This is a genomic window from Bradyrhizobium sp. (assembly GCF_049586575.1).
Taxonomy (GTDB): domain Bacteria; phylum Pseudomonadota; class Alphaproteobacteria; order Rhizobiales; family Xanthobacteraceae; genus Bradyrhizobium.
This window is the reverse complement of record NZ_JBAVCF010000305.1, coordinates 1-15,081: the sequence shown is the minus strand read 5'-3', so window position 1 is coordinate 15,081 and position 15,081 is coordinate 1. Positions and strand designations below refer to the sequence as shown.

At 61.6% G+C, this 15,081-nt stretch carries 18 protein-coding genes; 5 read left to right on the top strand and 13 right to left on the bottom strand.

Features of this window, described 5'->3' with window-relative positions:
* Together WB528_RS11910 and mddA are read right to left on the bottom strand one after the other, a co-directional pair.
* Positions 1–238 (bottom strand): hypothetical protein (locus WB528_RS11910; protein WP_423888615.1); only part of this gene is annotated, 238 nt, incomplete at its 3' end.
* 203 nt (positions 239–441) lie between these two features.
* A complete protein-coding gene (gene mddA, locus WB528_RS11905; RefSeq protein WP_423888614.1) occupies positions 442–1,221 on the bottom strand; it encodes a methanethiol S-methyltransferase in 780 nt (259 codons plus the stop codon).
* A gap of 143 nt (positions 1,222–1,364) precedes the next feature.
* On the opposite strand from mddA, the gene WB528_RS11900 reads away from it, so the two are divergent.
* The 4 genes from WB528_RS11900 to WB528_RS11885 all read left to right on the top strand — a co-directional run bounded on the left by WB528_RS11900 (position 1,365) and on the right by WB528_RS11885 (position 6,934).
* Positions 1,365–2,936 carry a winged helix-turn-helix domain-containing tetratricopeptide repeat protein gene (locus tag WB528_RS11900; protein WP_423888613.1) on the top strand — a complete coding sequence of 524 codons (1,572 nt, stop codon included), beginning with the start codon at positions 1,365–1,367 and terminating at the stop codon, positions 2,934–2,936.
* 218 nt (positions 2,937–3,154) lie between these two features.
* Positions 3,155–3,640 (top strand): (2Fe-2S)-binding protein, encoded by a 486-nt coding sequence (locus WB528_RS11895; RefSeq protein ID WP_423888612.1) that lies wholly within the window; start codon positions 3,155–3,157, stop codon positions 3,638–3,640.
* Between the two features lie 129 nt (positions 3,641–3,769).
* On the top strand, positions 3,770–6,109 hold the full coding sequence (locus WB528_RS11890; RefSeq protein WP_423888611.1) for a xanthine dehydrogenase family protein molybdopterin-binding subunit: 2,340 nt from the start codon (positions 3,770–3,772) through the stop codon (positions 6,107–6,109).
* Between the two features lie 24 nt (positions 6,110–6,133).
* The gene (locus WB528_RS11885) at positions 6,134–6,934 is read left to right on the top strand and encodes an FAD binding domain-containing protein (protein ID WP_423888610.1); all 801 of its coding nucleotides are present in this window, start codon (positions 6,134–6,136) and stop codon (positions 6,932–6,934) included.
* Positions 6,935–7,012: 78 nt separating this feature from the next.
* Here WB528_RS11885 and WB528_RS11880 read toward each other — a convergent pair whose 3' ends face one another.
* From WB528_RS11880 to WB528_RS11855, 6 genes are all read right to left on the bottom strand, one after another.
* Positions 7,013–7,303, bottom strand: coding sequence for an ATP-dependent Clp protease adaptor ClpS (locus WB528_RS11880; RefSeq protein ID WP_423888609.1), 291 nt, complete (start codon positions 7,301–7,303; stop codon positions 7,013–7,015).
* Positions 7,304–7,455: 152 nt separating this feature from the next.
* The gene (locus tag WB528_RS11875; protein WP_423888608.1) at positions 7,456–9,015 is read right to left on the bottom strand and encodes a 2-isopropylmalate synthase; all 1,560 of its coding nucleotides are present in this window, start codon (positions 9,013–9,015) and stop codon (positions 7,456–7,458) included.
* Between the two features lie 629 nt (positions 9,016–9,644).
* Complete coding sequence (locus WB528_RS11870) at positions 9,645–10,238, bottom strand: OmpA family protein (protein ID WP_423888607.1); 594 nt, start codon at positions 10,236–10,238, stop codon at positions 9,645–9,647.
* Positions 10,238–10,669 carry a hypothetical protein gene (locus WB528_RS11865; protein ID WP_423888606.1) on the bottom strand — a complete coding sequence of 144 codons (432 nt, stop codon included), beginning with the start codon at positions 10,667–10,669 and terminating at the stop codon, positions 10,238–10,240. The genes WB528_RS11870 and WB528_RS11865 overlap by 1 nt, the downstream gene beginning before the upstream one ends.
* A gap of 93 nt (positions 10,670–10,762) precedes the next feature.
* A complete protein-coding gene (locus tag WB528_RS11860) occupies positions 10,763–11,140 on the bottom strand; it encodes a BA14K family protein (RefSeq protein WP_423888605.1) in 378 nt (125 codons plus the stop codon).
* Positions 11,141–11,151: 11 nt separating this feature from the next.
* Complete coding sequence (locus WB528_RS11855) at positions 11,152–11,484, bottom strand: hypothetical protein (protein ID WP_423888604.1); 333 nt, start codon at positions 11,482–11,484, stop codon at positions 11,152–11,154.
* A gap of 361 nt (positions 11,485–11,845) precedes the next feature.
* Between WB528_RS11855 and WB528_RS11850 the strand changes: the two genes are divergently transcribed.
* Positions 11,846–12,040: a hypothetical protein gene (locus tag WB528_RS11850; RefSeq protein WP_423888603.1), complete on the top strand. Its 195-nt coding sequence runs from the start codon at positions 11,846–11,848 to the stop codon at positions 12,038–12,040.
* 132 nt (positions 12,041–12,172) lie between these two features.
* Here the strand turns inward: WB528_RS11850 and WB528_RS11845 are convergent, their stop codons facing one another.
* From WB528_RS11845 to WB528_RS11825, 5 genes are all read right to left on the bottom strand, one after another.
* Positions 12,173–12,733, bottom strand: coding sequence for a phasin family protein (locus tag WB528_RS11845; RefSeq protein WP_423888602.1), 561 nt, complete (start codon positions 12,731–12,733; stop codon positions 12,173–12,175).
* Positions 12,734–12,960: 227 nt separating this feature from the next.
* A complete protein-coding gene (locus WB528_RS11840) occupies positions 12,961–13,131 on the bottom strand; it encodes a hypothetical protein (protein ID WP_423888601.1) in 171 nt (56 codons plus the stop codon).
* Between the two features lie 286 nt (positions 13,132–13,417).
* Positions 13,418–13,966, bottom strand: a complete 549-nt coding sequence (locus WB528_RS11835; protein WP_423888600.1) for a group II intron maturase-specific domain-containing protein — start codon at positions 13,964–13,966, stop codon at positions 13,418–13,420.
* A 104-nt stretch (positions 13,967–14,070) separates the two neighbouring features.
* The gene (locus WB528_RS11830) at positions 14,071–14,424 is read right to left on the bottom strand and encodes a group II intron maturase-specific domain-containing protein (RefSeq protein ID WP_423888599.1); all 354 of its coding nucleotides are present in this window, start codon (positions 14,422–14,424) and stop codon (positions 14,071–14,073) included.
* Between the two features lie 63 nt (positions 14,425–14,487).
* Positions 14,488–15,081 (bottom strand): reverse transcriptase domain-containing protein (locus WB528_RS11825; RefSeq protein ID WP_423888598.1); only part of this gene is annotated, 594 nt, incomplete at its 5' end.

The following is a 15,081-nucleotide window of genomic DNA, read 5'->3' as shown; positions in this document are numbered from 1 at the left end:
AGGCCAGATAGAACCCTCCAAGCGCGGCGACCGCCAGGATGATCAGTGCAATCACCGCCGCATGCGAGATACCGGTGGCGATGGCGGCGTAAATGACAAGAAGCAGGCCGATGGCACCCAGCGCGGCGTGCAGCAGCGACACCGCCCAGGGCGCGAGCCGCCCCTGCAGGACATAGGAAGCAAGCAACAGACCCCCAAGAGCGGCGATGGCGAAGACAACGACAGCATAGGTAAGCATGGCAAATCTCCCCTGTTGCACCATACGAACGCCCTTTAGATGCGGCAGTGGTGCAAAGGTTCCCGCCCTGGCGGCATGTTTTCAGGGGAAAAAAAGCCTCGGCTTCTGAAATGAACCGCTCCCGGGCCAGATCCTGCCTAACGACCCGGCCCGCGGCGGCGCCGATGCGCGCGGCCGCGGAATAGACGGGGGCCGCCTTTCATTCATCGGGTCGATTTACGCCAGGGCACCAGCATTGAAACGCGCTGTTTGTAGCGGCGATAGTCCTCGCCGAAGAGATCGACCAGATCGCGTTCTTCCAGAAAGATGCCGACGAAGATGTAGGCCGTGGTCACCGCCGCGAACAGCAGATGCCCAAATGTCATCGTGGCGGCGGCCCAGAATGCGATGATGAAACCAAGATAGATCGGGTGCCGCACGAACTTGTAAAAAAGCGGCGTGCGGAAGCGCGGGACCGGCATCGGACGACCGGTCAGATTGTTGGCGACCTGATGCAGTCCAAACAGCTCGAAATGATTGATCAGGAACGTGCTCGCCAAAACGATCAGCCAGCCGATCAGTGACAGTGTCAGGATTGCCATGGCGATCGGCGGATCGGTGATTTCCCAGACGACAGCGGGGATCGGACGCCACTGCCAGAACAACAGCACAAGCGCGAGGCTGGATAGCAGCACATAAGTGCTGCGCTCGACCGGCTTCGGCACGAACTGGGTCCACCATTGCTTGAATTGCTTGCGCGCCATGACGCTGTGTTGAATGGCGAAAACGGACATCAGAAGAAGGTCGATGATGATCGCCTCGGGAACCGGCGCGGCCGCGCCGGTGTCGATCGTCTTGGGCACCATCAGGCCCGATACGAACCCGATGGCGTAGAGGAATGCCACGAAGAATATGGCGTAGGATGCAAATCCGTAGATGAAAGCAAGGAATCTGGCGATCGGATTGCCCTTCATTTCCTCGCCTATGGTCTGGATTTGGGTCATGATCTCTCTCCTCGGCTCGGACTGCATGGAAGTCGCGAGCATGCGGGGGTTCGAGATCAAATGACTTTGCCGGGAGCCTGATTTTTGCTTGAGGGGAGCTTGATTGTTTCTTGAGACGTGCGCGGATTTTGGGAGTGCCGCCGTTGCTTTTTATTTTTGACGACCATCGGCTTGATACCGAACGGCGCGAATTGCATCGCGGCTCGGAACGCATCGCCGTCGAACCGCAGGTCTTCGACCTGCTGATCTATCTCCTGCAAAACCGCGATCGAGTGGTCAGCAAGGATGATCTGTTCGCTTCGGTCTGGGGCGGGCGTGTTGTGTCGGAGTCCACGTTGACGAGCCGCATCAACGCCGCGCGCAAGGCCGTCGGCGACAACGGCGAAGAGCAGAAGCTGATACGCACCGTTGCCCGCAAGGGCATCCGTTTTGTCGGTGTCGTTGACGTCAGGTCGAACACTGCCGAGCCAAGTCCCGTCGCAGCGACGGATGAAATCCACGAGCCGCCGCGCCCGGCGATGCCACTGCCCGATCGACCCGCCATCGCCGTGCTTCCCTTCATCAACATGAGTGGCGATTCCGAGCAGGAGTATTTTTCCGACGGCATCAGCGAAGATATCATCACGGCGTTGTCCAAGCTGCGCTGGTTCTTCGTGATCGCCCGCAACTCGTCGTTCACCTACAAGGGCAAGGCTGTGCACATGAAGCAGGTCGCCGAGGAGCTCGGCGTCGGCTACGTCATCGAGGGCAGCGTCCGCAAGGGCGGCGACCGCGTGCGCATTACGGTGCAGCTCAATGATGTGACGACTGGCAGCCACCTATGGGCGGAAAAGTACGACCGCAGTCTGGCCGATGTGTTCGCGGTGCAGGACGAAATCACCGAGGCCATTGTCGCTGCGATCGAACCACAGCTTTATGCCGCGGAGAATTTTCGCGCCCGGCGCAAGCCGCCGGAAAGCATGGATGCGTGGGATCTGGTGATGCGGGCATTGTCGCATTACTGGCGGGTGACGCGACAAGATAATGTCGTCGCGCAAGCGCTGCTGGAGAAGGCGATCACACTCGATCAGAACTACGGCCAGGCTCTTGGCGTGCTCGCCACAAGCTATATGTTCAGCGCCCACATGGGGTGGGCTGACATGGCGACCGTTGTTCCGATCGCCGAACGCGCCGCGCTGGCCTCGATCCAGGCCGACAGCGAGGACCCCTGGGCGCATCACGCGCTTGGCAGCGTCTCGTTGTTCAAGCAGCGCTTTGAAGATTCGCTGGCCGCGTTCGAGTCGGCGTTAAGCCTCAACCCGAGTTTCTCGATGGCCCAGGGTTATTACGGCCTCGCCCTGTCATACTGCGGTCGGTGGCAGGAGGCGAGCGTGGCGGCGCAACGCGCGTTGCGGCTGAGCCCTCGCGACCCCTTCGCGGCGATTTTTTGCGGCATCGCCGCCTACGCCCACTTCGTCGGGCGCAATTACGATGAGGCGATAAGGCTGGCGAGCGAGGCAATCCGGCAACGCGGCGATTTCGTCGGCGGTCACCGCGTATTGACCGCGGCCGCCGGCATGGCGGGCCGCGACAATCTGGCCAAGGCCGCATTGCGCGAACTCGAACGGGCGCAGCCCAACATCTCGATCGACTGGCTGATCAGCCACATGCCGATCCGGTCCGACGCCGATCGCGAACATTATCTGGAAGGCTTCCGTCGCGCGGGGCTGAATTAGCTGTGCAGTTCAGACCGGACAACCTGGGAGCGATCCGGGCCACCGATCGCCGTGCGGCTGACGGCAGATCGCCCGAAACGCGCGGGCGTCGCCAAAGTCCTCCAAATGAATCAACCGATTAGGCCGGCGCCTGTCTGCGACGAAGATAGCGATTACAAATGCGTTGCCGTCGTGATCTTATTCGAGCCAGACCGATTAAACCTTTGGGAGGATTGAGCGTGTCTCACATTAAACTGACGGTGAACGGCAAGCCGGTTTCGGCGGAGGTCGAAGACCGGACCTTGCTGGTACATCTGTTGCGCGATCACCTGGGACTGACGGGAACTCACATCGGCTGCGATACCAGCCAATGCGGCGCCTGCACGGTTCATATCGACGGACGGGCGGCGAAGTCCTGCACAGTACTGGTGGGACAGGCCAACGGTTGCAGTATCACGACCATCGAGGGGATAGCCAAGGGCGACGAACTGCATCCAATGCAGGCGGCCTTCCGCGACAATCACGGGCTACAATGCGGTTACTGCACGCCGGGCATGATCATGGCGTCGATCGATATCGTCAACCGCCATGGTCCGAACCTCGATGAGACGACGCTGCGCCATGAGCTCGAGGGCAATATCTGCCGCTGCACCGGCTACCACAACATCGTCAAGTCCGTGCTCGACGCCGCCGGCCGCATGAAGGTCACGCAGGCGGCCGAATAGCATTCCTGCGATCCGGCTTCGATACCGGCCAGACCGGTATCGGTCGCGGAATGCAGATACGCGAGGAAACCAGACAGCCGCAAGCGTGCCAGTCAAGTCGCGCCCGGACGGCCACAGGGAGATCATATCATGGGAATCGAAGGCATCGGTGCACGCGTCGTTCGCAAGGAAGACAAGCGTTTCATCACCGGCAAGGGCCGTTACGTAGACGACATCCGCCTCCACGGCATGACCTATGCCGCGTTCGTCCGCAGCCCCCACGCCCACGCCAGGGTCAAGGGCATCGACATCTCCGAGGCGATGAAGATGCCGGGCGTGGTCGACGTGCTGACCGGGCGGCAGATCGTCGATGACAAGATCGGCAATCTGATCTGCGGCTGGATGATCCACTCCAAGGACGGCTCCCCGATGAAGATGGGGGCGTGGCCGGCGATGGCGCCCGATACGGTGCGCTTTGTCGGCCAGGCCGTCGCGGTGGTGATCGCCGAGACGCGCAATCAGGCCCGCGATGCCGCCGAAGCCGTCGCGGTCGACTACGAGGAATTGCCGGCGGTGGTCGATATGCGCGACGCCGTGGCGAGCGGCGCGCCGCAACTTCACCCCGAGGCGCCCGGCAACGTCATCTACGACTGGACCATCGGAGACGAGGCCGCAACGGAAGCCGCGTTCAAGAGCGCCGCCAACGTGGTCGCGCTCGATATCACCAACAATCGGCTGGTGCCGAACGCAATGGAGCCGCGCTCGGCGATCGCGGACTATGACGCGGCCGAAGAACACTTTACGCTCTACACCACGTCGCAGAATCCGCATGTGGCGCGGCTCGTGCTTTCGGCGTTCTACAATGTCGCCCAGGAGCACAAATTACGGGTGATCGCACCGGATGTCGGCGGCGGCTTCGGGTCCAAGATCTTCATCTATCCGGAAGAAATGGTCGCGCTATGGGCCTCCAAGCGCACCGGGCGGCCGGTGAAGTGGACCAGTGACCGGACCGAGGCCTTCCTCACCGACGCGCATGGCCGCGATCACCTGACCAAGGCAGAGATGGCCCTGGACAAGGACAACAAGGTCACCGGCCTGCGGGTCAAGACCTACGCCAATCTCGGCGCCTACATGTCGCTGTTCTCGTCGTCGGTCCCGACCTATCTCTACGCGACGTTGCTGTCGGGCCAGTACAACATTCCCAACATCTTCGCCGAAGTAATCACCGTCTATACCAACACCACGCCGGTCGATGCCTATCGCGGCGCCGGACGGCCCGAGGCGAGCTTCGTGGTCGAACGGCTGATGGAGACGGCGGCCCGGCAGTTGAAGGTCGATCCGGCCGAATTGCGCCGCAAGAACTTCATCACCCAGTTTCCGCATCAAACGCCGGTCATCATGGCCTACGACATCGGCGACTTCAACGCGTCGCTCGACGCGGCGATGAAAGCGATCGACTATGCCGGCTTCCCCGCGCGCAAGGCGAAAGCCAAATCCGAAGGCAGGCTGCGCGGCATCGGCGTCTCCTGCTATATCGAAGCTTGCGGCATCGCGCCCTCGAAAGCGGTCGGCAGTCTCGGCGCCGGCGTCGGCCTGTGGGAGTCCGCCGAAGTACGGGTCAATCCGGTCGGCACCATCGAGATCCTCACGGGCTCGCACAGCCACGGCCAGGGCCACGAGACTTCCTTCGCGCAGGTGGTCGCCGAGCGGCTCGGCATCTCGGTCAACCAGGTCCAGATCGTCCATGGCGACACCGACAAGGTGCAGTTCGGCATGGGCACCTACGGGTCACGCTCCGCGGCGGTCGGGCTGACCGCCATCGTCAAGGCGATGGAGAAAATGGAGGCGAAAGCCAAAAAGATCGCAGCACATCAACTTGAAGCCTCGGAAGGCGACATCGTCATCGAGAACGGCGAGTTCAAGGTCACCGGCACCGACAAGTCGATCGCATTTCCGATGGTCGCGCTGGCGGCCTATACCGCGCACAATCTGCCCGACGGCATGGAGCCCGGCCTGAAGGAAAGCGCATTCTACGATCCGTCGAACTTCACCTTTCCGGCGGGCTCCTACATCTGCGAGGTCGAGGTCGATGCCGGCACCGGCAAGACCGATTTCATCAACTTCGTCGCGGCCGACGATTTCGGGCGGCTGATCAATCCGATGATCGTCGAAGGCCAGGTCCATGGCGGTCTTGCCCAGGGCATCGGTCAGGCGCTGCTGGAAAACTGCGTCTATGACAAGAGCGGCCAGTTGTTGACCGCAAGCTTCATGGATTACGCGATGCCGCGCGCCGAGGACCTGCCTTCGTTCAAGGTCCAGCACACTTCGACGCTGTGTCCGGGCAATCCGCTCGGCGTCAAAGGCTGCGGCGAGGCCGGCGCGATCGGAGCTGCCGCGGCCGTCATCAACGCCATCACCGACGCCATCGGTTCCAACAAACTGGAAATGCCGGCATCGCCCGATCGCGTCTGGCACGCGATCCACGGTTGAGCGCCAGAAATAAAGGAACGCACCATGTACCAGACCACCTATCATCGCGCTTCAAGCATCGACGAGGCGGCCGCGCTGTTCGCCAAGGGCAGCGAGGCCAAATATCTGGCCGGCGGCCAGACCCTGCTTCCGGTCATGAAGCAGCGCCTGGCTGCGCCGTCCGAGGTGATCGATCTCGCCAGGATCAAGGATCTCGTCGGGGTCGAATTGTCGGGGGACACGCTGACCATCAAGGCGGCGACAACCTATTACGACATCATGAGCAACGCCGACGTCAAAAAGGCGATTCCGGCGATCGCGTACCTCACGTCCGTGCTCGGCGATCCGGCGGTGCGCTATCGCGGCACCATCGGGGGATCGATCGCCAACAACGACCCGGCGGCGGATTATCCGGCGGCGGTGCTGGCGCTCGGCGCAACCGTGAAGACCAACAAGCGCTCGATCGCGGCCGACGACTTTTTCAAGGGCATCTTTACGACGGCGCTTCAGGACGGTGAGATCATCACGCAGGTCGCTTTCCCGATTCCAGCCAAGGCCGGGTATTCGAAAATGCGCCATCCGGCCTCGCGTTTCGCGCTGACCGCCGTGTTCGTGGTCAAGACCAAGGCGGGCGACGTTCGCGTCGCCGCCACCGGCGCGTCGCAGAACGGCGTGATGCGGGTGCCTTCGATCGAGACGGCTCTGAAGGCCAATTGGTCGGCGGCGGCGATCGATGGCGTCAAGATATCCAGCGACGGGTTGTTGTCGGATATCCATGGATCGGCGGCCTATCGCGCCAATCTCGTCAAGGTGATGGCGCAGCGCGCGGTGACCGCGGCTGGGTGAGGATGCCGCGGTCAGGCGAAACGCCAGATCGAAAGTATGAAAAAGGCCCCGGACCAGTCCGGGGCTTTTTTCAGTTCGTCATTCCAGAACGCGGCATCGAAGCGGATGTTGATGTTGGCGGGCGAGCTCCATGACCTGCGCAGCGCGCACTTCCGCCTCCTCACGCGTGAAGCTCCCGCATGCGCCCGCCCCCTCGCGATGGATTTCGAGCATCACTCGCTCAGCGTCCTCGTTCTCCAGTTCAAAAATCTCTTTCAGCACATGCACCACGAAATCCATCGACGTATAATCATCGTTCAGGAGTTGAATTTTGAACGTCGACGAACTCGTGGCATCGCCGGATGGGGCCTGAGGTCGCGGCCGGCTCACGATGTCAGCACGGCGCGATGTTGCCTGAGCATCCCTGCTGATCCCATGGCAGATGAAGGTTGTGGCGTCATACCGCGTCAGGCCGTGCTCATAAGACGGCGAGATCTCTTATCCCTCCCCGCGATAGCGTGGGGAGGGATAAGAATGAGCGCTTACCCCGCCGCCTGCGCCGGCACGTCGCGCTGGCGTTTCATGACGATCTTGTTCAGCGCGCCGAGATAGGCTTTCGCGGACGCCACCAGCGTATCCGGATCGGCAGCACGAGCGGTCATCGAGCGGCCCTCGTGCGCGAGCCGCACTGACACTTCGGCTTGCGCGTCGGTGCCTTCGGTGACGGCGTGGACCTGATATAGCTCGAGCTTGGCCTCGTGCGGCACCAGCGCCTTGATGCAGTTGAACACCGCGTCGACCGGACCGTTGCCTTCCGCTTCCTCGATCTTGATCTGGCCATCGACGTCGAGCTTCATGGTCGCGCGCTGCGGACCATGCGTGCCCGCGATCACCGTCAGGGAGGTCAGCTTGATGCGATCGTGCGAGGCCGCGATCTCCTCGTCGACCAGCGCCTCGATGTCCTCGTCGTAGATGTCCTTCTTGCGGTCGGCGAGCGCCTTCATCCGCACAAAGGCGTCCTCGATCTGGTTGGCCCCGAGCTTGTAGCCCATCTCTTCCAGCTTGTGCACGAAGGCATGGCGCCCGGAATGCTTGCCGAGCACGAGCGAGGACTGTTTCAGGCCGACCATCTCAGGCTTCATGATCTCGTAGGTGGAAGCGTCCTTCAGCACGCCGTCCTGATGGATACCGCTCTCATGCGCAAACGCATTGCGGCCGACGATCGCCTTGTTGTACTGCACCGGGAACGAGGTCGCCGCCGAGACGAGCTTGGAGGCGCGCGTCAGCATCGTGGTGTCGATCTTGTTCCACCACGGAAACTTGTCGTTGCGCACATTGATCGCCATCACGATCTCTTCGAGCGCGGCGTTGCCGGCCCGCTCGCCGATGCCGTTGACGGTGCACTCGACCTGGCGCGCGCCGCCTGCGATGCCGGCGAGCGAATTCGCAACCGCCATGCCGAGATCGTTGTGGCAGTGAACCGAGAATACCGCCTTGTCGGAGTTCGGCACCCGCTCGATCAGCGTGCGCATGAAGTGGGTGTATTCCTCCGGCACGGTGTAGCCCACGGTGTCCGGAATATTGACGGTGGTGGCGCCGGCCTTGATGACGGCCTCCACGATGCGGCACAGGTAATCCATCTCGGACCGGGTGCCGTCTTCGGCCGACCATTCGACGTCGTCGATCTGGTTGCGCGCGCGCGCAACCATCGCGACCGAGGTCTCGAGTACCTGCTCCGGCGTCTTGTTCAGCTTGACCTTCATGTGCAACGGCGAAGTCGCAATCACGGTGTGGACGCGGCCGCGCTTGGCGAACTTCACCGCCTGCGCGCAACGGTCGATGTCGTCAGGATGCGCGCGCGAGAGGCCTGCGATCACGGCGTTCTTGGAGCGGCGGGCGATTTCGCTCACCGCCTGAAAGTCGCCTTCGCTGGTGATGGGGAAACCGGCCTCGATGATGTCGACGCCCATGTCGTCGAGCATCTCGGCAACCTCGAGCTTTTCCTCGAAGGTCATGGTGGCGCCGGGGCATTGTTCGCCGTCGCGCAAGGTGGTGTCGAATATAACGACGCGGTCCTTTTCGGACTTTCTGGCTGAGGTCATCTGCTTGCTTCCTTTTGGGTCGGTGCGCTGCATCTGGTCGAGCGCATTAAGGGTTTCGCGGTGCTATCGGTACAAACCCCTGAGTGCCCAGGCGAAAAGCGCCCAGACGGCCCTCAGGGGCCGATAAGAAGCAGAATCCCGCCGATAATGAGGGTGGGCGGGGGCGCAAGCGCAATCGTCGGGATGCGGACGGCATCGGCCATCCCACCCTGAACTCCAACGATTTCGCTGCGAATCAGCATTGCCGGACCCTTTGAGAGCGAGAATTCTCGGCTAAAACCGTTGACGGTTGGTTGCCGGGAAGCCGCTCCTGACGCCGTTCTAGACGAGAAAGGCGCAAAGCCGCAATGCCAAAAGATGGTCACCAGAGGTGACTTGATCGCGTGAGGCCCGCCTTTGTCTCTGACGTCATCGTCCGCGAAGGCGGACGATCCAGTATTCCAGAGCCAGTCATTTCAAGCCCAGGGCCGTTGCGTACTGGATACCGCTTGCCGCCTTCGGGTCGATAGATTCGCCAAATGTGACGCCAGTCACAGTCGGTTTAAAAATACGGCGGCGGCACCTCCGCCCCTCGAAAGATCGCGGCGAAAATCGTCAGCGCCAGCCCAATGCCACAGAGGCAGGCAACGCTACTTAACCGTCACGATCGTGGATTGCTGGTTGGCGGCCGACTTCGGGTGATCGGCATCCAGCAATTGCTCCTCGCCGAGGCCTACCGCCAGAAGACGCTTGGACGAGATCCGAAACGTCGTCACCAACGCGTCACGGATCGCTTCCGCACGGCGCTGGCTCAGCATCAGGTTATTGTCTCGCCTGCCGGTCGATTCGGTGCGGCCGACGATCAGGAACGTCGACGACATCAGCGCGGGATTGGTCAGTGCATCCGCGATGCGCCCGATCGCGCGGTAGGATTCAGGACGGATCACCGGGGTATCCGGATTGAACCGGATGTCGACGTTGAGGTGCGGCAGCCTGTTGAGCTGGGCCGAGACGGGCGGGCGTTTGAGCGCTATCGCATCCGCCTTCGATTTGAGGCGATCGGTGGCCTGCTGGCGCAGTACTGGGACTTCCAGATCGGACGGCGCTTCAAGGCCCACGAGTGCGCTGACCATCGCCTCCGTCGTCGGCGCTTCCTGCGACCAGGCCAACCGAACCGGCCAAGCGACCATCAAGAGGCCAACCATCAGCGGAAGAAGCCGGCGCGCGATGTCGGGAAGCGGCATCAGCGATATCCCGCCTGGCCGAGCGCCTGGTTGCATCCCCAGCCCAAGCTCTTCGTCGGCGCTTTCAGCAGGCAGGAGATCGTCTCGCCGGGCTTGCCTTGTGTGTCGGCGCAGATCTTCTGCCTTTCGCGCGCGCATAGCTTGCCGACCGCGCTGCGCGCGGCGATGCGCTTTTGGATCGCATCGAACGCGCTGATGTAGTTGGCGCGGCACTGCGGCGAAACGCTGTCCTGATTGCGATAGAGGCATTCCTTGAGACGCGGCGCATCGAGGCTGACGCCAAGACAATTGGCGTCGATGTCCTTGCCGCAGCTTTCCGCGAGGATCGAGGTCGCGTTTTCGAAACTCATGGTTTCGGCCATGACGGGTAGCATGGCAGGCGATGCCGCGACGACAGCGGCCAGGAGCGCAAGTGAGAGAGCCCGGACCATGACGTCATCTGACCTGATGCGGTGATCGACCGTCAAGACCGCAATAGGGTGCAAGTTGTGTGGAAAGCCGGATAAACGCGGGCTATTGGCCCGTTACCGCGGCAGGCAGGCGTGATACCGCCGCCTTGCGGCCGGAGCGCCGGCGGTGGCCTCCTCGGCGCGGTATCGCTGGCAGAACACACGCCCGCGCGCGTCGACGTAATAGGTCTGGGACGGATACGGCGTCGCCGAATGCTGGGGGTTGCTGCCGAGCCAGCCGGCGGCACCGACAGAAGCCGTGAACGGATCGGCGGCAAAATTACCGGGGAATACGCCGTTGGTCGGCAAATCGCGCTGATCGTCGCGACTGTCATAGTTGAAGAAGCTGGCCGTATTGCCGTAGCGCTGCGGCCGCTCGCCATAGCTCTGGGCCGATGCCGGCACGCTCGCCATCGATGCCGCAAACGCAGCCAGGAGAATCGCTTTTTTCATACTTGCGTCTCTCACCAGCCCACTCCTACCGGCCTGGACGTTCCCCAGTCGCCCTTCCATCCGCTCAGCCTTCCCCGCCGGAATTGCAGATAAAGCCCGTCGCTCCTGATCGCGAGCGCACTGCCCTTGACGTTGGGCAAAGCGAGCAGCAGTTCATCGCCGGGACGGCCTCGAACATAGCTCAGCGGTACGCCGAGCGCCGCCGAGGCCTCATCCATACTCATGCCGAAACTGAGCGGAGCGGCAAACAACGACGACGGCTGCGCCGCGCCCACAGCAGGCGCCGCGAACAGGCACCCCAGCACAATGCAAGCTTTCATCAAATCGACATTAAAGCGCCGCATGATTCGACCGGTCCATCCATACGGGCAGCAATCACTACCTCGCCCGGATGTTAGATTCAAAGGACCGCCGGCACAATGACGGGGGTTATTTCAGGCCGGCGACGCCCCGAGACCAGGCCAATCGCTTGACATCCATGCAGACGCATTTAGAAATGATTAAGCCCTCCCAAGCATAGTGGGTTTTGAAGGCCTCATCGGCACGGCGGTCGCCGAGCGCCTTCCGGATCGCTTCCAACGAGCGATCTCGACAAAAAACCTGCTTCCGAAAACCAGCGCGAACCATCGAGACCCTTCCAACGGGGGTCTCAGCCTCTTGAGACGAGGACTCGACGCTATGAGACAGGACCAGTGGAAATCCCAGGTGCTTCAAGAATGGGATCGTTGGCTCCAGGCCCAGCCGATCGATGCCACAACGCCGACCGCCCGCGATACGCTGAAGTTCTTTTGCGAGCTTCAGGACAGAAGCTCTCCGCTATTGGATTTCCGCCCAGGCAGGCGTGACAAGTGGCAGATCATCCATGCCTGGCTGCACCATGCGGGGCGCGTGCCCGATTGAGAACGGGGCACGCTCAGTGGGACGGTTCAGAAGTCCGCATCATTGCTGCCCGCTAGTGGATGCCAATGTCAGAATCGGACCACGAGCTCGTCACGCGAACCTCTGAATCAAAAGCCACACCAGATCAATTTTCTAGTGAAGCGTCTGCGACACCCGATCGCGCTCACTCCGGGTCAATTCGGCCGTGAACTTTTCAAACGGCTTGAACATTTGCCGGGCCCATTCGCCGTAAAGCTCACAGATCTGCTGCGACTGGGCGGCAAGGTTCGCATAGGCCTGCTGGGCGAACTCGCCCTGAATTTCGACGGCCTCTTCGATCGAACGCGCCGCGATCAGCCGCTCGACAAGGAAGCGGCCGGCGGCCCACGATTTTCGCGTGTATTCGCTATAGACGTGGGCGAAGGCTGGAATGCCGGAAGCCTGGGCTGGGGGCGCGCGAACTTCCGGCGGAAGCACCTCGCCCGCCAACGCCGTATCGGCCGCTTCTTCCACGCCGGCTGCTTCTTCCACGGCCACTTCTTCCCGGGCCATTTCTTCCACGACTATGGCAACCGGCGTGGATTCGACCGGCGCAACGACGGCGTCGGAATCGAGCCTCGTCTCCGTCTTCGGTTCACCTTTCGGGTTCCGTCGATCCGCCTTGCGGCTGCGCTGGCGCGGCTTGGCGGGCTTTTCTTCTTGTGTTGTCGGCATGATAGCGCTCCGTTCACATGCAGTTGCAAAGCAGCAACCTCAGTCAAGAATTCGCCGTGATTACGCTTGAAACGCGGTTGTGCCTTGTTCGTTGCGCGGCGTTGATGTGTTGATGCAACCCGGCAACACGCTTCCACGCGCCAAAAAAACAATTGGCCCCTCACGGAAAACGTGAGGAGACCAATGTGAAACTTTTCAAAACGCCCGCTTCGAGAGGTCTTGTGGTCTCAGGACGCCTGCTCGCCCTCTTCGAACTTTTCGAGCGAGGCGAGAAGTTCCGCGACGACCTCGTTGTAATACTCGTTCAGCCGTTCCGAGGTTTTGAGTTGCGCCTCAAGCATCTCCGTACGCTCGAGAGATTCCGCAAGCGCCGGGGTGATCGGCTCAGCAACGGACACCGATCCGTCTTCCGACATCGATGAGGGGTTATGACGTGCCATTGTTACTCACTCACATGATGGGTCCAAAACGCTGGATCGGGTCATCAAGCATCGGGTTTTTGGGCTTTATGGGGCACTTCCTTGCCGCTTCGGTGGTCGATCAAGGCCAAACTGGGGACGGCTGCGCCACATTTGTACCCGTCGGGCAAAGCCGCCGTCAGAAGGCATGCGATCGGGTAGGAGGAAGCCTCGCGGCTTCCCCCTCCCACACCACCGTACGTACGGTTCCGTATACGGCGGTTCGTCAAGCACGGTTGAGATGGCGGTGCAGCCCGATGAGGGACGGCAGGCCGAGTTGCGCGAAGAAGGCAGCGCGATAAGCATCGTTCATGTGGCTCGCCCCGGCATTCCACCAAGGGCCACGGCCGTTGAAGGCCGAGCGCCACGCCCGCTCTGGATCGAGCCCGCGTTGCATCAAGCGCTTGGCGCGTGTTCGTGGTCGTTTCCACTGGCGCCAGAGGACGCAGCGCAATTTGCGCCGCATCCAGCCGTCAAGCTCCTCGAACACCCCTTTGGCCTCCGCCAGCCGGAAGTATTGCAGCCAGCCGCGCAGGATGGGGGTTAAGGTTCTGACGGTCGATACCAGAGTTCGTCCACGCCCTTGGCGCAGCGTCGTCCTCAGCTTGCTGCGCAACCGCTTCACGCTTTTGACCGCCACCCGAAGGCGCGGTTGCTTGTGAGCGGTCATGGTAAAGCCGAGGAAGGTCCGCACCCAGGGGCGGTCAACCGCACTTTTCGCTGCGTTGACCTTGAGCCGCAGCCGCTCGGTCAGGAATCGCGTGATCGATGCCATCACCCGCTCGCCGGCCCGCCGCGTCCGAACATAGATGTTGCGGTGAGTAGCGCGGGGGAGTTTCACCCCCGCGCTCTCGCAGAAACGGACGTGAGACTCTCGCCTCATCCGGCTCCCATTGTTCGGCCGCGTCCTTGCAGGAGGCGCCAGTGAGCGAACAGATCCGGCTGGCGGCGCGCGATGCGCTCCAGCCATTGCTGTGATCGTCGCCGATGCCGCCTCAAGGACTTGAACTTCCGATGAGCCCATCGCGCCAGGATGCGGTCGATGTGCCGAAGGGTCGGGTAAAGAGCTGACTTGTAGTACCTGCTATAATAGTTGATCCAGCCGCGGATGTTCGCGTTGAACATCCGCGCCAGATCATCAAGCGACTTGTCGCTGCGCTCATGTAGCGCCCAGCCGCGAACTGTCTGCCGAATCTTTTTGAGAGCTTTGTCGCTCGCCGCTGGGCTAAACACGACGCCAAAACCATGCCATCGGCGCGACAATCTCGGCCTGAACGTGTAGCCGAGAAAATCGAACTATTGGTCACGATAGGTCCCGCGTCGGTCATCATCCTTGCAGTAGACAATCTTTGTCTTCTCCGGATGAAGTGTTAGCCCGCATTCAGCGAACCGCTGCTCAAGCGATGCGTTCAGATTTCGCGCCTGCTCCTCACTGCGACAATGGCAGATGACATCATCGGCATAGCGCTCAAACGGGATATCCGGATGGTTCCGGCGCATCCACAGGTCGAACGTATAATGCAGGAAGAGATTCGCCAGGAGGGGGCTGATGACCCCACCCTGAGGCGTACCTCGTTCCCTTGCGATGAGGCTTCCATCCTTCATCTGCTCAGGGGCCTTCAGCCATCTCTCGATGAACAAAAGCACCCACGCGCAATCGGTATGCTTGCGGACCGCGCGCATAAGCAAATTTGAATCGATGCTGTCGAAGAAGGCCTTGATGTCAAGATCAAGAACCCACGGATGGCGCCAGCATCGCTGCCGCGCCCTCCCAACCGCATCGAGCGCCGATTTGTTGGGTCGATATCCATAGGAGTCATCGTGGAAGTGAGGCTCCACGAGCGGCTCCAGGAACCGCTTGACCACCGTCTGAGCAACGCGGTCGGCAAC